The following is a 15,384-nucleotide window of genomic DNA, read 5'->3' as shown; positions in this document are numbered from 1 at the left end:
GACGCGGCGCGCGACCGAAGCGGCTCCGCGGCGCGCGCCGCACCGCGCAAGCCGTCGTCCGCGGCCTCGCGACATCCCGGCGGCGCGGCAATTTTGACCGCCTAGAATAGCGACCGTTGGCCCTCGGCCGGCGCTCTTCGAGTCGAATCATCACGACGATCAGTTTGATCCAGGAGAAACATGAAGAAGTTCGCACTGTGCGTGGCTCTGGCAGTCATGGCCACCGGCGCGATGGCGAAAGAATGGAAAACCGTGCGTATCGGGGTCGACGCCAGTTATCCGCCGTTCGAATCGAAGGCGCCCAGCGGCGAGATCGTCGGCTTCGACGCCGATCTGACCCGCGCGCTGTGCGCGAAGATGAACGTGAAGTGCGTGTGGGTCGAATCGGATCTCGACGGCATCATTCCGGCGTTGAAGGGCAAGAAGTTCGACGCGATCATCTCCTCGCTGACCGTCACCGACAAGCGTCGCGAACAGATCGACTTCTCCGGCAAGCTGTTCGACGCGCCGGCCCGCATGATCGCGAAAGCCGGCTCGCCGCTCCTGCCTACCGTCGAATCGCTGAAGGGCAAGCGTGTCGGCGTCGAACAGGGTTCGACCCAGGAACAGTACGCGAAAGTCTGGTGGGAGCCGAAGGGCGTGACCATCGTGTCCTATCAGAATCAGGATCAGGTGTACGCGGACCTCGCTTCGGGCCGTCTCGACGCCGCGCTGCAGGACGAGGTACAAGCCGACGCCGGCTTCCTGAAGACGCCGCGCGGCAAGGGCTTCGGCTGGGCCGGTCCGGAAGTGAAGGATCCGAAGACGATCGGCGAAGGCACCGCGATCGGTCTGCGCAAGAGCGACGCCGACCTGAAGGCGAAGTTCAACCAGGCGCTCGCCGAGGTGCATCAGGACGGCACGTTCAGGAAGCTCGAAAAGCAGTACTTCGACTTCGACATCTATCCTGGACGTTGAGCGAAGCGCGGCAGGCAATACAGGCAACACAGGCAGCATCCGCGAAACTCGGGACTCGCCCGCATGGGCTTGACCGGCGCTTCGTACTAGAGTCGGCGGATGCCGGCGGCAGTGGCAGGTGCGGTTGCAGCATCGGGCAGTAGATTCAAAACAATTCGAGACGAAAGTCCCAAAAGCGCGCTGCAGGAGCGGCAACGTTCCGGCGGCGATGATTTGCACAGCGGCATGCTGTGCGCCGCGGGCCACGGCGAGCCGGATGCTCGCCACCCACGCGGTGCAACGCGGGCCGCGTCTTTCGCGGGGCGCCACGAGCGCATCGTCGAGGACTTCCTATGTTCCTTCAAGGCTACGGCCCGCTGCTTCTCAACGGCACCTGGCAAACCGTCAAACTGGCGGTGTTGTCACTGGTGCTCGCTTTCGTGCTGGGCCTGATCGGCGCGGCGGCGAAACTGTCGAAAAACCGCTTTTCCTACGGCCTCGGCACCGTGTACACGACACTCGTGCGCGGCGTGCCCGATCTCGTGCTGATGCTGCTGCTCTTCTACAGCATCCAGATCTGGCTGAACAACCTGACCGACGCGTTCGGCTGGGACCAGATCGACATCGATCCGTTCGTGGCCGGCGTCGCGGTGCTCGGGTTCATCTACGGCGCGTACTTCACCGAGACTTTCCGTGGCGCGTTTCTCGCGGTGCCGCGCGGCCAGCTCGAAGCGGGCGCGGCCTACGGCATGACGGGCTGGCAGGTGTTCTCACGCGTGATGTTCCCGCAGATGATGCGCTTCGCGCTGCCCGGCATCGGCAACAACTGGCAGGTGATGGTCAAGGCGACCGCGCTCGTGTCGATCATCGGTCTCGCGGATGTCGTCAAGGCATCGCAGGACGCCGGCAAGGGCACGCTGCGGTTCTTCTTCTTCACGCTGCTGGCCGGGGCGATCTATCTCGTCATCACCACCGTGTCCAACCTCGTGCTGATGTACCTCGAAAAGCGTTATTCGACCGGCGTGCGAAAGGCGGATCTATGATTGCGATCATTCAGGAATACTGGCGCAACTATCTTTTCACCGACGGCTACCGGTTCACCGGCGTCGCGATCACGCTGTGGCTGCTGGTCGTGTCGATCGGCCTCGGTTTCTGTCTGTCGGTGCCGCTCGCGGTTGCGCGCGTGTCGAAGAAGAAGTGGCTTGCGCGCCTGGTGTGGCTGTATACGTACATCTTCCGCGGCACGCCGCTCTACGTGCAGTTGCTGCTCTGCTACACCGGTCTCTACAGCCTCGAGATCATCCGCAACAACGAGCTGACCAACGCGTTCTTCCGCGACGGCATGCACTGCACGCTGCTCGCATTCACGCTGAACACCTGCGCATACACGACCGAGATCTTCGCGGGCGCGATCAAGGCGACGCCGTACGGCGAGATCGAAGCGGCGCGCGCGTACGGCATGTCGTCGTTCACGCTGTACCGGCGCGTGATTCTGCCGTCGGCGCTGCGCCGCGCGCTGCCCTACTACAGCAACGAAGTGATCCTGATGCTGCACGCAACCACGGTTGCGTTCACGGCCACGGTGCCGGACATCCTGAAGATCGCCCGCGACGTGAACTCCGCGACGTATCAGTCGTTCAACGCATTCGGCATCGCCGCGCTGCTGTATCTGTGTATCTCTTTCGCGCTCGTGTGGCTGTTCCGCCGTGCCGAGCGTCGCTGGCTCGCGTACCTGCGGCCGCAAGGCAAGTAACTCCGGGCAGCGCGCCACGAGGTGTGCACGGCTCAAAGGATCCTGATGAACTCCAAGAAGCAGAAGCTCTTCGTCGACGAGCTTCATAAAAAGTACGGCGACAACGAAGTCCTCAAGGGCGTGTCGCTGAAGGCCGATGCCGGCAACGTGATCAGCGTGATCGGTTCGTCCGGTTCGGGCAAGAGCACGATGCTCCGCTGCATCAACTTTCTCGAACAGCCGAACGCGGGGCGTATTTTCGTCGACGGCGAGGAAGTGCGCACGCAGACCGCGAAGGACGGCGCGCTGCGCGTGTCGGACCCGAAGCAGTTGCAGCGCGTGCGCACCAAACTCGCGATGGTGTTCCAGCACTTCAACCTGTGGTCGCACATGAACGTGCTCGAGAACATCATCGAGGCGCCGGTCCACGTGCTCGGTCTGAAGCGCAAGGAAGCCGAGGACCGCGCGCGCGAATATCTGGAGAAAGTGGGCCTCGCGCCGCGGCTGGAAAAGCAGTATCCGTCGCACCTGTCGGGCGGCCAGCAGCAGCGTGTCGCGATTGCGCGCGCGCTGGCCATGCATCCCGACGTGATGCTGTTCGACGAACCGACCTCGGCGCTCGACCCCGAACTCGTCGGCGAAGTGCTGAAGGTGATGCAGAAGCTCGCCGAGGAAGGCCGCACGATGATCGTCGTCACGCATGAAATGGGATTCGCGCGCAACGTATCGAATCACGTGATGTTCCTGCATCAGGGCCGCGTCGAAGAAGAAGGCCATCCCGACGAAGTATTCAGGAACACGAAAAGCGAACGCCTGAAGCAGTTCCTGTCGGGCAGTCTCAAATAATAGGACAGCGAATCACACGAAGCGCGGCGCGCCATGCTGAGCGCATCAAAAATGTAGTCGATGTAGTTTGACAAAGGCGCCTCCGGGCGCTTTTTTACTTCCCGCGCCTCCTTTCCGCGTCCGTTCGGACCGCGAAAAACCCCTTCCAGAGGGTCTTTCAGCGCGCATTTTCGCCCTACTCTGAGACTTTTGAAGCGTCAATAGTGGCAATCCTTAATACGACCTGTCCCAAGCCGTGATTCCCTTACCAGATAAGGGTTTTCGCGTGTTTTCGAGGTGTTGTAACGAGCCGGGGCGCACATTCGTATTGCAATTTGGCGACATCCCCTGTGGCAGGTACTAATTTCTTCTCCCAGTTAAGGGTATTTTTGATAAATTAGTAACCAAAGTAGCAAAACAAAGTTGATTAAAAGTAGTTTCACTTCAAAGCACAGAGGAGAGACCGGTCGGCGAGGGATCGGCATGACGCGCAGATGGTTCGACACTGCACGCCACGGCAGGAGACCCTATCCACCCGCCACTCTCCCCTGGTACCGCTTTCTGTTCGGTGCAATTCGCGTCCGAACACCACTCGCAGTACTGGGTTTCATTTTTTGACAGGGTATGGAGGAGAAGATGAAGAAAGCATTGCTCGCCGCTGCGCTGATGTCGGCCGGCGTTGTTGCACACGCTCAAAGCAGCGTTACGCTGTATGGCCGCCTCGATGCGGGCCTCGAGTACATGTCGGGCGTGCCGACCGGCGTTGGCGCCAACGGCCAGGCCACCGATAAAGGCAACCGCTTCAAGGCCGAGAGCGGCGACTGGGGCACCAGCCTGTGGGGCTTGAAGGGTGTCGAGGACATCGGCGGCGGCAACAAGGTCCTGTTCCAGCTGGAAGGCTCGTTCAACACGATGACGGGCTCGGGTCCTGGCGGCGGCGGTCTCTTCAATCGCTGGGCAACCGTCGGTCTGTCGAACGACCAGTACGGTACGTTCACGATGGGCCGCATGCTCTTCATCTCGAACGGCGTGTGGGACTTCGACCCGTTCGGTCAGTCCAACTGGTCGTCGGCATCGCTCGTGCGTGGCCGCAACTGGCCGCAGTCGAGCAACAACTTCGCGTACCAGTCGCCGAAGATCGCGGGCTTTGACTTTTACGGCCAGTACGCGCTGTCGAACGCGACGAGCTGGAACGGTAACGGCACGACGCCGCAAGGCCGCGAGGCCGGCGCGCAGGTCACCTACACGAACTCGCTGTTCCAGATCCGCGGTATGTACGACGAAATCCGCAACCCGACGAACGGTGCACTGTGGGGTGGCGCGGTCGCCAACAACGGCATCAATACGGATAACACGGGTAACGGCGTATTCGCGGCATCGCGTGAATACTCGGCGATGTTCAACCTCTTCCTCGGCCAGTTCAAGATTCAGGGCGCTTACCAGGCAGTGCGTTCGGCCGGTGCAACGGGTGTTCTGCCGGGCCAGCCGACTACCCTCAATCACGAATGGGGCGGTGTGACGTGGCAGGCAACGCCGGCTGCGGCGCTGATCGCGGCGGTCTATCACGTGAACGGCAACAACGGCGCGGGTAATGCGACGATCTACACGGTCGGCGGTTCGTACAACCTGTCCAAGCGCACGCTGCTGGATCTGCAGGCTGCAACGGTGCGCAACAGCCGCACGGCCAACTTCGGTCTGAATGCGAACAACGCCGGCTACGCCGCGGCCACGGACAATCCGCTCCAGGGCCGCGCGCAATCGGGCGTGTACGCAGGTATTCAGCACTCGTTCTAAGCGAGTGTGGCCCCGAGGGGATTTCCTTCGGGGCGTAGAGTTGCAGGCTTCTTCAAGAGAAGAGAATCTTTTTCACGCTGCTGCGAGAGGCGCGTATCGGTGCAATGCCCGCAAGGGTATTGCACCGTTTTTTATTGGGCGCGCGATTTCGTTATGTGCCAGTTATGTGCCGCGCGCACCGTACCGGTGCGTGGCCGAACGGGATTACACCGCCGCTTCGTTCTCTTCGCCGGTGCGAATACGGATCACGCGTTCGACATCCGCGACGAAGATCTTGCCGTCGCCGATCTTGCCGGTGCGCGCCGCGCCGATGATCGCGTCGATCACCTGATCGCACTGGTTGTCCGCGACCACGACTTCGATCTTCACCTTCGGCAGAAAATCGACCACGTACTCTGCACCACGATAGAGCTCGGTATGCCCTTTCTGGCGCCCAAAGCCCTTGACCTCGGTAACGGTCAGCCCGGTGAGGCCGACTTCCGCGAGCGCCTCGCGCACTTCGTCGAGTTTGAACGGTTTGATGACTGCGGTGATGCGCTTCATGGCGAACCTCGTCTCGTGACTGGATAAGTGAAAGGGAAATGGATGATTTTTATTCTACGCCGCGCCGGATGCATTGCGGCATCCGGGCCGGCGTGCGCCGGAAACGAATCGAGCCGTGCCGCGCTAAAGCACGCGCGGCGAAATAACCGCCACTGTTTCGCCGCCGGATCGCCTGCTCACTCCACCGGCTCGGTATAGCGCGACGTAATCGGATAACGCCAGTCGCGGCCAAACGCGCGATGCGTGACGCGAATGCCGATCGGCGCCTGACGGCGCTTGTACTCGTTGATCTTGATCAGACGCGTGACGCGCTTCACGTCCTCGGCCGCATAGCCCGCGGCGATGATCTCCGCGAGCGAGCGGTCCTCCTCCATGTACATGCGCATGATCGCGTCGAGCACTTCGTATTCGGGCAGGCTGTCCTGGTCGGTCTGGTTCTCGCGCAGTTCCGCCGACGGCGCGCGCGTGAGAATCCGCTCGGGGATCACGTCGCGCGTCGCGAACGTGGTGGCCGCGTTGCGATAGCGACACAGCCGGTACACGAGCGTCTTCGCGATGTCCTTGATCACCGCGAAGCCGCCGGCCATGTCGCCGTACAGCGTGCAATAGCCGACCGCCATCTCGCTCTTGTTGCCGGTGGTCAGCACGATCGAGCCGAACTTGTTGGAGAGCGCCATCAGCAGCGTGCCGCGAATACGCGCCTGGATGTTCTCCTCGGTCGCGTCTTCGGCGCGGCCCGCGAACTCCTGGGCGAGTGAGCCGCGGAATGCATCGAACATCGGCGCGATCGCGATCTCGTCATAGCGCACGCCGACGCGGCGCGCCATCTCGGCGGCGTCGGTGGTGGAGATGTCGGCCGTGTAGCGCGACGGCATCATCACGGCGCGCACCTTATCGGCGCCGAGCGCATCGCATGCGACGGCCAGCACGAGCGCCGAATCGACACCGCCCGACAAACCGATCAGCGCGCCCGGAAAACCGTTCTTGCCGATGTAGTCGCGCACGCCCATCACGAGCGCCGCGTACACCTGCGCTTCGATCGACTGCTCGGGCGCGATCGCGGCCGGCAGCGGCTTGCCGTTGTCGAATTCGACGATAGCGGTGGCTTCCTCGAACTGCGCGAGCTTCGCGACCAGTTCGCCCTGTGCGTCGAGCACGAACGAGCCGCCGTCGAACACGAGCTCGTCCTGGCCGCCGACCATGTTCACGTAGATCATCGGCATGCCGGTCTCGCGAATCCGCGCGCGCAGGATGTCGAAGCGCACGGCCTCCTTGTTCAGGTGATACGGCGAGCCGTTCGGAATCAGCAGCACCTGCGCGCCCGCCGCCTTCGCCATCTGCGCGGCCGACGCATGCCATGCGTCCTCGCAGATCACGACGCCGTACTTCACACCGTCGAGTTCGAACACGAACGGCCGCGGGTCGGACGCGAAATAGCGCTTCTCGTCGAACACCTCGGTATTGGGCAGATCCTGCTTGCGATAAGTGCCGGCCACCACGCCGTCGACGATCAGCGACGCCGCGTTGAACGTATCGACCGGCGGCACGCCGCGCTCGATCGGCGCGTTTGCATTACCATGGCCGTGCGCCGGGTGGTGCGCAAGGTTGTCCGACCCGTCGCGCAGCGGATGACCGACGATCACATGCAACCCGGTGAACGGCTTCAACTGCGCGGCGAGATCGGCGAGTGCCGCGGCGCTTGCGGTATAGAACGCGGGACGCAGCAGCAGGTCTTCGGGCGGATAGCCCGACAGCGCGAGTTCAGGCGCGACCAGCAGCTTCGCACCATCGTTGTGCGCGGCGCGCGCGGCGGCGACGATCTTCGCGACGTTGCCGGCGAAGTCGCCGACGGTGACATTGATTTGAGCAAGAGCGATTCGGGTCTTCATGGCAGGATCGACAGGCAAGCCTCGACGGCTCGCGGGTACCGCGGCTGGATGGCGCGACGGAATTGAACAAACCGGATAAACGAACTTAACGAACGACGTGGCCGCCTGATCTTCAAAGCCGCGCCGCTCATTGCAAACAGTCACACAGATTGAACCAGCAACGCATCGATTATCGCACGGGCATTCTGGCATCGCCCTCCGAGGTGGACGCCGCCGAGTGGAACGCCCTTCTCGCGCAACAGCCGCAGCCGACGCCGTTTCTGCGGCACGAGTTCCTGAACGCGCTGTCCGCCACGCAATGCGCGGTGCCCGACACCGGCTGGGCGACGCAGTTCGTCACGCTGACCGACGCGCGTACCGGCAAGCTCGCCGCCGCCGCGCCGGTGTATCTGAAGGGCCATTCGTACGGCGAGTACGTGTTCGATTGGGCCTGGGCCGACGCATACAAGCGCAACGGCCTGCCCTACTACCCGAAGCTGTTGTGCGCGGTGCCGTTCACACCGGTGCAGGGCAACCGGCTGCTCTCGGTGGATGAACACGCGCTGCGGCATCTCGCGGCCACGCTGATGGCGTTCGCCGAACAGGCCGAAGTATCGTCGCTGCACGTGCTGTTTCCGACGCCAAGCGAAGCGGCCGCGCTCACCGATATCGGCATGATGCAGCGCGAAGGCGTGCAGTTTCACTGGCTCAACGACGGCTATCGCAGCTTCGACGATTTTCTCTCCACGCTCGAACAGAAGAAGCGCAAGAACATCCGCGCCGAGCGCCGCAAGGTGCACGACGCGGGCATCACCATGCGGCGCATTCGCGGCGAAGACATTCAGGACGCGCACTGGCGTTTCTTCAGCAAGTGCTATCGGCAAACCTATCGCGAGCATTTTTCGAGTCCGTACCTGAACCTGGATTTCTTCCGCATGATCGGCGCGTCGATGCCGGAGAACCTGCTGCTCGTGATCGCCGAATACGAGGGCAAGCCGATCGCGAGTTCGCTCGTCGTCTACCAGCGCGACGCACAAACCGGCGGCACGCTGTACGGCCGTTACTGGGGCGCGCTCGAACACGTGCCGTGCCTGCACTTCGAAACCGCGTACTATCAGCCGCTCGAATTCTGCATCGAGGAAAAGCTCGGCGCGTTCGAAGGCGGCGCGCAGGGCGAGCACAAGATGGCGCGCGGTTTTCTGCCGACCGTCACGCGCTCCACGCACTGGCTCGCGCATCCGGCGTTCGCCGATGCGGTCGGCCATTTCCTCGACAACGAAAAGAACAGCATCCACGCATACGTGGACGAGCTGTGCGAACACAATCCGTTCAAAGGCTAGAAGCGCGGTTATGGCGTGGTTTCTTTATCTGCTCGAATGCTCGGACGGCAGCGTCTATACCGGCATCGCAACCGATGTCGCCGCGCGTTTCGACAAACACGTGAGCGGCACGGGCGCGCGGTATACGCGCTCGCGGAAGCCGGTGCGGGTGCTGGCGTCGTTCGAGCTCGCGGACCGGTCGAGTGCGTCGCGGGCGGAGTATTGGGTCAAGCGGCTCACGCCGCCCGACAAGCGTGCGCTGGCGGCGGGGTTGTTTACGCTGGAGTCGGTGGTGCCGGCGGCGGTTGTCGATGCCGGGGCGGAAGACGGCGGCAATTCCGGCTGACTAGGGCCTGTTCACGCTAATAACGGGCTTGCGCTGGCCGCCAGAAGGGCCGAGCGCAAGGATTGCGACGAAGCGAATACCCGACGTATTCGCGAGGAGCATGACGCGGCGATCGGCCCTTCTGGCGGCCAGCCCGTGATCCATTATTTTTTTTAGTCAGGGGAACATGCCTTTGCGCACACATTGCTGCGTCGCTCGTCGCTTGTTTGGCGAGGCCAAACGGCGCTCCTCCCTCCTTGCACTGTGGGCGCAAAGGCATGTTCGCAAGCCCGTTATTAGCGTGAACAGGCCCTAGCGTAGGCCGGCGCCCCTACGCCCTCGCCTCGCGCATCTTCTCAGTCAGCAGCCGATGCACGCGCGCCAGCTCGCCGACTACATCCGCTTCCAGCGACGTCAAGCGCTCGCGCGCCGGCAACTCCAACCGCACCGGCCGCAAGGTCCGGTTCAACGCGGCCTCGATCGCCTCGCTCATCGCCGCGACCCATTCGCCGAGTTCCGTATGCATGTCGCGCCGGTTCGCGCTCAGCCGCAACTGCGTCGCGGTTCCCGCCATCCTGCGCAACAGGCTCAGCACCGTCAGCGTCACCGTATCGGTCATCGAGTCCTCGAGTTTTTCGAGGCGCACGCGGCCGAGCGCTTCCTCCGCGTTGTTGCTGCACAAACCCGCGGCGCGGCGCAAACGTTCGATTTCCTTCTCGCCATGCCGCGACGCTTCGAGCGACGCGCGTAGATACGCGAGATTCGCGCGCACTGCATCGCCGAGATAAACGCGCAGGTCGAGCTTTTCGCGTGTCGGCCATAGAAGGAACGTCGCGAGCAACGCGAGCACGCAGCCGAGCACGTTGTTGCCGAGCCGCGTGAGCGCGAACGCGAACTCGTTGGCGCCCGGCGTCGCGAAGTCGGCGACCAGCACGAAGGCCGGCGTCAGGAACAGCACGAACAGGCTGTAGCTGACGGGCCGCAGCGCCATCGTCGCCACCACCAGCGGAAACACCACGAACGAAATGCCGAGCGGCGAATGAATCGCGTAGCCGATCGCCGCCGCCAGCACGCCGCCGACGATACTGCCCGCCGCGCGCTCGACGCTGCGCGGCCACGTCGCGGCAATCGACGGCTGCAGGATCAGCAGCGTCGCCATCGTCGCCCAGTAGCCGAACGGCAAACCGAGTGCGCGGATCACGAGAAAGCCCGCCGTGGTCGTCACGCCGACGCGCGCCGCATGGCGCAAGCCGACCGATTGCCACGACAGGTTCGCCTTCAGCGTCGGCCACGCGCGCGCCGCGTAGCGCGCGATGCATGCGCTCCACGGCTCGGCGTGCACCTCGCGTGGCGCGAAATCGACCAGCTCGAAACCGGATTGCAGCTTCACCGGTTCGAGCAACGCGCTTTCGAGCCGATGCGCGAAACGCCGCAAACGTTCCTGCAAATCCGCGAGACGTTCCCAGCGCGCATCGCCGGCCGCGATGCCGATATCGCGCAGCACTTCGCCGACCGCGTTCAGCAGGCGCGCCGCGCGTAGCGTGCGATGCAGGTCCTCGGGGACTTTCTCGCTCGCGCCGGATACCGCGATCAGATACGCAAACAACGCTTCGCCGTCGGCCAGCAGGCCGAGCAGCGTGTCGTAAGTGGCCGCGCCGCCCGCGCGCGAGGCAGGCACGTTCGCAAGCGCATCGCGTGAACGTTCGAGCGCCGCGCGCGCATCGGCGCGAAACCGCGCCGCATGCGTGGCCCACTCGCGCGGCGCCGCGCGCTGCTCGACGAGGCGCGCGCTATCGAACGCGACGTCGGCGAGACGCAGATACACTGCGCGCAACGACGCGCGGCTCGCGCCGAACGGATGAATGCGCCACACCGTCAGACTCAGCGCGACCGCGAACAGGCAGCCGAGCAGATAGACGCCGAGAAACGCGAGACCGGCGCGCGCGTCGTGCATCGGCCGGTCGACCATCACGACGCAGGCGGTTGCCGCGAGGATCGTCACCTGCGAGGTGGCCGCGCCCCAGATGCGGCCGAACGCGCCGAGCGTCGTGAACGCGAGCACCGCCAGCGCGCCGAACGCGGTGCCCTGCGCAGACGCGAACGCGGTGATGCCGCCGCATAGCGTGGACAGCAGCGCGAAGCCCATCATCGACATGAAGCGCGCGCGGTTCGAGCCGGCCGCATCGGCGAGACAGGTCCAGAACGCGCCGATCGCAGCCCACGCGAACACCGGATCGTGCAGCAGATTGCCGAGCGCGAGCATCGCCGTCGACGCGCAGGCCGCTCGCAAGCCTTCGGACAGATTCGCCTCGCTCGCCGCGAACGACACCATCCATACCGGCCGCTTGCGGTAGATCGCGGTGACGACCGAATGCAGCCGGGTCGAGCGGCGCGGCGAAGGCGAGTGGGACTTGCTGCGGTTCAACATCCGGACGGCGGGCTCATGAGTTCGTGGAAATGAGTTAGTGGAAACGCGCGGGGACGCTACCTCGGGTCGCGCGCGTGATGTAGTGCGGCGAATGATAAGGGTTTCCACCTAAATATAAAAATGCCTTCGGTTCATCCGGCCGATGCATTCAGGTTATGCGGGCGAGGCCGGGATCGCGAACGCGGGGCACGGAGCGCACGGTGTGACGCCTTCATGCACGGTAGTCGAACATCGCGGAAATCCCATGAAAAAACCGCGCGGCCCTTGCGGGCTCGCGCGGTTTTTTTTGCGCTTGCGGCTAGCGGGATGACCCGCGGCGCGCTTATTTCTTGTAGTTCGCGACGCCTTCGCTGATTTCCTTGTGCGCGGCGTCGATGCCTGCCCAGCCGTCGACCTTCACCCACTTGCCCTTCTCGAGCGCCTTGTACTGCTCGAAGAAGTGCTTGATCTGGTCCTTCAGGTAAGCCGGGACGTCGTCGATCGACTTCAGGTCCGCCGTCATCGGGCAGAGCTTGTCGTGCGGCACGGCGATCAGCTTCGCGTCGACGCCTGATTCGTCGGTCATCTGCAGCATGCCGAGCGCGCGGGCGCGCACCAGCGAGCCGGCCAGCAGCGGGAACGGCGTGATCACCAGCACGTCGACCGGGTCGCCGTCGCCCGACAGCGTCTGCGGAATGAAGCCGTAGTTGGCCGGATAGCGCATGCCGGTGCTGATGAAACGGTCGACGACGAGCAGACCCAGGTCCTTGTCGGCTTCGTACTTCACCGGATCGCTTTGCGCCGGGATTTCGATGATGACGTTGAAATCTTGCGGAAGATCTTTGCCTGCGGGAACGTGATTGAAGCTCATGAGCGCTCTCTGAACTGGATGGAAATCGGAATACGGCGTACGGCGCGCGGGGCCGGGAGCGGGATGCACGCCGCGGGCGAACCGCCACCGCGAGCCCTCTCGCCCCAACCGGCGGGGCCGCGCACCGGACGGTGCGGAATGCGCCATTATAGCCAATCACCCGATGGCCCCCAGCCTGGATCGGCGCGATAATCGTCCGACGACTCTCGATTGTGCTTTTGCTTGTCAACACGGTGAACCGCGGCGGCGAATTACGGCGAGCCGCGGTTTCTGAACAGCGCGCAGCAACCCTGCCGCTGCGCGACAACCGAAGGAGCATGCATGGAAGAAGCCCGGCATTTCATCGGCGGCGAGTGGTGCGCCGCCTCCGGCGGCGAGACGATCGCCGTGCTGGATCCGTCGGACGGCCAGCCGTTCACGCAACTCGCGCGCGGCACCGCGGCCGATATCGACGCCGCCGTGCACGCGGCGCGCCGCGCGTTCGAGGGCGCGTGGGGCGCGGCGAGCGCCGCCGAGCGCGGCCGCGTGCTGTACCGGCTGTCGCTGCTCGTGGCCGCGCGCCAGGAAGAGCTCGCGCAGCTCGAAGCGCGCGACACCGGCAAGCCGCTCAAGCAGGCGCGCGCCGACGCCGCCGCCCTCACCCGCTATTTCGAGTTCTACGCCGGCGCGGCCGACAAGCTGCACGGCGAAACCCTGCCCTACCAGTCCGGCTATATGGTGCTGACGATCCGCGAGCCGCACGGCGTGACCGGCCACATCGTGCCGTGGAATTACCCGATGCAGATTTTCGGGCGCAGCGTCGGCGCGGCGCTCGCGACCGGCAATGCGTGCGTCGTCAAGCCGGCCGAGGACGCGTGCCTGTCGGTGCTGCGCGTCGCCGAACTGGCCGCCGAGGCCGGCCTGCCGGCCGGCGCGCTGAACATCGTGACCGGCTACGGACACGAAGCGGGCGCCGCGCTCGCGCGTCATCCGGGCATCGATCACGTGTCGTTTACGGGCTCGCCCGAAACCGGCAAGCTCGTCACGCAGATGGCCGCCGAAAACCACGTGCCGGTCACCCTCGAACTCGGCGGCAAATCGCCGCAAATCGTCTTCGCCGACGCCGATCTCGAAGCGGCGCTGCCGTTCCTGATTTCCGCGATCGTGCAGAACGCCGGGCAAACCTGCTCGGCCGGCAGCCGCGTGCTGATCGACCGGGCCATCTACGAACCGCTGCTCGACCGGCTTGCGAACGCGTTCCAGGCGCTGCGCGTCGGCCCTTCGCAGGCCGACCTCGACTGCGGACCGCTGATCAGCGCGAAACAGCAGCAGCGCGTGTGGGATTTCCTCTCCGACGCGCAGCACGACGGCATCACGATGGCCGCGCACGGCGAGGTGATTCCCGAAGCGCCCGAAAGCGGCTTCTACCAGGCCCCCACTCTGCTGCGCGACGTGCCCGCGAGCCACCGGCTCGCGCGCGACGAAGTGTTCGGCCCGGTGCTCGCCGCGATGTCGTTCCGCGACGAAGACGAAGCGCTCGCGCTCGCGAACGGCACGCAGTTCGGGCTCGTCGCGGGCATCTGGACACGCGACGGCGCGCGCCAGATGCGGCTCGCGCGACGCGTGCGCGCGGGGCAGGTGTTCATCAACAACTATGGCGCGGGCGGTGGCGTCGAGTTGCCGTTCGGCGGCGTCAAGCATTCGGGCCACGGACGCGAAAAAGGCTTCGAGGCGCTGTACGGCTTTACCGTGCTGAAAACGATCGCGATTCGGCATGGCTAGTTATCGGATTGCACGCAGCAACGCATCGCTCTAACCATCACCAACAACGGAGACATCATGCGGTTGACAGGTAAAACGGCCATCGTCACGGGCGGCGGTTCGGGTTTCGGCGAAGGCATCGCGAAGACCTTTGCGCGCGAAGGCGCGAACGTCGTGGTCAACGACCTCAACGGGCCGGCCGCCGAACGCGTCGCGAGCGAGATCGCGCTGGCGGGCGGCAAGGCGATCGCGGTGGCCGGCAACGTCGCGCAACGCGACGACTGGCGCACCTTGCGCGAGGCCGCGCTCGAAGACTTCGGCAGTGTGCAGATCGTCGTCAACAACGCGGGCACCACGCATCGCAACAAGCCGGTGCTCGAAGTGACCGAGACCGAGTTCGACCGCGTCTATGCGGTGAACGTGAAGAGCATCTACTGGAGCGTGCAGGAGTTCGTGCCGTATTTCCGCGAGCAAGGCGGCGGCAACTTCATCAATATCGCGTCGACGGCGGGCGTGCGGCCGCGCCCGGGCCTCGTCTGGTACAACGGCAGCAAGGGCGCGGTGATCATCGCGAGCAAGGCGCTCGCGGTCGAGCTCGGGCCGGAGCGGATTCGCGTGAACTGCGTGAATCCGGTGATCGGCGAGACCGCGCTGCTCTCCGAATTCATGGGCGTCGAGGATACGCCGCAGAACCGGCAGAAGTTTCTGGCGGGCATTCCGCTCGGGCGCTTTTCGACGCCGCAGGATATCGCGAACGCCGCGCTGTATCTGGCTTCGGATGAAGCGGAGTTCATCACCGGCGTGTGCCTCGAGGTGGATGGCGGGCGCTGTGTGTAGGGGTTGTAGTGGTGAATTGCGTGCTGATTGAGCGCGCAAGCGTTGCGATTGCGGAGAGTCCGCAGGGCTCCTGCCGTAGTCAGTTTGCAGTCAGTGTTCTGGGCCAATATCGATTGATTCGCCGTGCGGATGGCAGCGCACGAGCCGAATCGATCGACGGCGGCACTTCAATTCCACAAGAAACGAG

Annotated in this window: 13 protein-coding genes; 9 read left to right on the top strand and 4 right to left on the bottom strand. The window is 64.3% G+C overall.

What is annotated here, in order from left to right:
• Positions 1-180: 180 nt before the first annotated feature.
• From QM685_RS24900 to QM685_RS24880, 5 genes are all read left to right on the top strand, one after another.
• Positions 181-957 (top strand): ABC transporter substrate-binding protein, encoded by a 777-nt coding sequence (locus tag QM685_RS24900; RefSeq protein WP_415120384.1) that lies wholly within the window; start codon positions 181-183, stop codon positions 955-957.
• Positions 958-1,289: 332 nt separating this feature from the next.
• Positions 1,290-1,979, top strand: a complete 690-nt coding sequence (locus QM685_RS24895; protein ID WP_415120382.1) for an ABC transporter permease — start codon at positions 1,290-1,292, stop codon at positions 1,977-1,979.
• On the top strand, positions 1,976-2,689 hold the full coding sequence (locus QM685_RS24890) for an ABC transporter permease (protein WP_415120380.1): 714 nt from the start codon (positions 1,976-1,978) through the stop codon (positions 2,687-2,689). Before QM685_RS24895 ends, QM685_RS24890 begins: the two co-directional genes overlap by 4 nt.
• Positions 2,690-2,734: 45 nt before the next feature.
• Positions 2,735-3,514 (top strand): ABC transporter ATP-binding protein, encoded by a 780-nt coding sequence (locus QM685_RS24885; RefSeq protein WP_415120378.1) that lies wholly within the window; start codon positions 2,735-2,737, stop codon positions 3,512-3,514.
• Between the two features lie 615 nt (positions 3,515-4,129).
• Entirely contained in the window at positions 4,130-5,287 is a 1,158-nt protein-coding gene (locus QM685_RS24880) for a porin (protein WP_415120376.1), read from the top strand.
• Positions 5,288-5,491: 204 nt separating this feature from the next.
• Here the strand turns inward: QM685_RS24880 and glnK are convergent, their stop codons facing one another.
• Positions 5,492-5,830 carry a P-II family nitrogen regulator gene (glnK, locus tag QM685_RS24875; protein WP_006048444.1) on the bottom strand — a complete coding sequence of 113 codons (339 nt, stop codon included), beginning with the start codon at positions 5,828-5,830 and terminating at the stop codon, positions 5,492-5,494.
• Positions 5,831-6,006: 176 nt separating this feature from the next.
• A complete protein-coding gene (locus QM685_RS24870; RefSeq protein ID WP_415120372.1) occupies positions 6,007-7,719 on the bottom strand; it encodes an NAD+ synthase in 1,713 nt (570 codons plus the stop codon).
• 149 nt (positions 7,720-7,868) lie between these two features.
• Here QM685_RS24870 and QM685_RS24865 point away from each other — a divergent pair, with 149 nt between their 5' ends.
• A complete protein-coding gene (locus QM685_RS24865; protein WP_415120370.1) occupies positions 7,869-9,038 on the top strand; it encodes a GNAT family N-acetyltransferase in 1,170 nt (389 codons plus the stop codon).
• Positions 9,039-9,048: 10 nt separating this feature from the next.
• Positions 9,049-9,363, top strand: a complete 315-nt coding sequence (locus QM685_RS24860; protein WP_415120368.1) for a GIY-YIG nuclease family protein — start codon at positions 9,049-9,051, stop codon at positions 9,361-9,363.
• 310 nt (positions 9,364-9,673) lie between these two features.
• On the opposite strand, the gene QM685_RS24855 is transcribed toward QM685_RS24860, so the two are convergent.
• On the bottom strand, positions 9,674-11,770 hold the full coding sequence (locus QM685_RS24855; protein WP_415120366.1) for an FUSC family protein: 2,097 nt from the start codon (positions 11,768-11,770) through the stop codon (positions 9,674-9,676).
• 322 nt (positions 11,771-12,092) lie between these two features.
• On the bottom strand, positions 12,093-12,620 hold the full coding sequence (ppa, locus tag QM685_RS24850; RefSeq protein ID WP_415120364.1) for an inorganic diphosphatase: 528 nt from the start codon (positions 12,618-12,620) through the stop codon (positions 12,093-12,095).
• A gap of 321 nt (positions 12,621-12,941) precedes the next feature.
• Here ppa and QM685_RS24845 point away from each other — a divergent pair, with 321 nt between their 5' ends.
• Both QM685_RS24845 and QM685_RS24840 read left to right on the top strand, forming a co-directional pair.
• A complete protein-coding gene (locus QM685_RS24845) occupies positions 12,942-14,381 on the top strand; it encodes an aldehyde dehydrogenase family protein (protein WP_415120362.1) in 1,440 nt (479 codons plus the stop codon).
• 57 nt (positions 14,382-14,438) lie between these two features.
• Positions 14,439-15,197 (top strand): SDR family oxidoreductase, encoded by a 759-nt coding sequence (locus tag QM685_RS24840; protein WP_415120360.1) that lies wholly within the window; start codon positions 14,439-14,441, stop codon positions 15,195-15,197.
• The last annotated feature ends 187 nt before the right edge of the window (positions 15,198-15,384 follow it).

The sequence above is a fragment of the Paraburkholderia sp. genome (assembly GCF_047605525.1).
In the GTDB taxonomy this organism is placed as follows: domain Bacteria; phylum Pseudomonadota; class Gammaproteobacteria; order Burkholderiales; family Burkholderiaceae; genus Paraburkholderia.
This window is presented reverse-complemented; position numbering and strand designations above follow the sequence as displayed.

Excerpts from the sequence above, each read along its gene's own strand:
- QM685_RS24900 (WP_415120384.1), top strand. The coding sequence starts at position 181 with ATGAAGAAGTTCGCACTGTGCGTGGCTCTGGCAGTCATGGCCACCGGC.
- QM685_RS24895 (WP_415120382.1), top strand. The coding sequence starts at position 1,290 with ATGTTCCTTCAAGGCTACGGCCCGCTGCTTCTCAACGGCACCTGGCAA.
- QM685_RS24890 (WP_415120380.1), top strand. The coding sequence starts at position 1,976 with ATGATTGCGATCATTCAGGAATACTGGCGCAACTATCTTTTCACCGAC.
- QM685_RS24885 (WP_415120378.1), top strand. The coding sequence starts at position 2,735 with ATGAACTCCAAGAAGCAGAAGCTCTTCGTCGACGAGCTTCATAAAAAG.
- QM685_RS24880 (WP_415120376.1), top strand. The coding sequence starts at position 4,130 with ATGAAGAAAGCATTGCTCGCCGCTGCGCTGATGTCGGCCGGCGTTGTT.
- glnK (WP_006048444.1), bottom strand. The coding sequence starts at position 5,830 with ATGAAGCGCATCACCGCAGTCATCAAACCGTTCAAACTCGACGAAGTG.
- QM685_RS24870 (WP_415120372.1), bottom strand. The coding sequence starts at position 7,719 with ATGAAGACCCGAATCGCTCTTGCTCAAATCAATGTCACCGTCGGCGAC.
- QM685_RS24860 (WP_415120368.1), top strand. The coding sequence starts at position 9,049 with ATGGCGTGGTTTCTTTATCTGCTCGAATGCTCGGACGGCAGCGTCTAT.
- QM685_RS24855 (WP_415120366.1), bottom strand. The coding sequence starts at position 11,770 with ATGTTGAACCGCAGCAAGTCCCACTCGCCTTCGCCGCGCCGCTCGACC.
- ppa (WP_415120364.1), bottom strand. The coding sequence starts at position 12,620 with ATGAGCTTCAATCACGTTCCCGCAGGCAAAGATCTTCCGCAAGATTTC.
- QM685_RS24845 (WP_415120362.1), top strand. The coding sequence starts at position 12,942 with ATGGAAGAAGCCCGGCATTTCATCGGCGGCGAGTGGTGCGCCGCCTCC.
- QM685_RS24840 (WP_415120360.1), top strand. The coding sequence starts at position 14,439 with ATGCGGTTGACAGGTAAAACGGCCATCGTCACGGGCGGCGGTTCGGGT.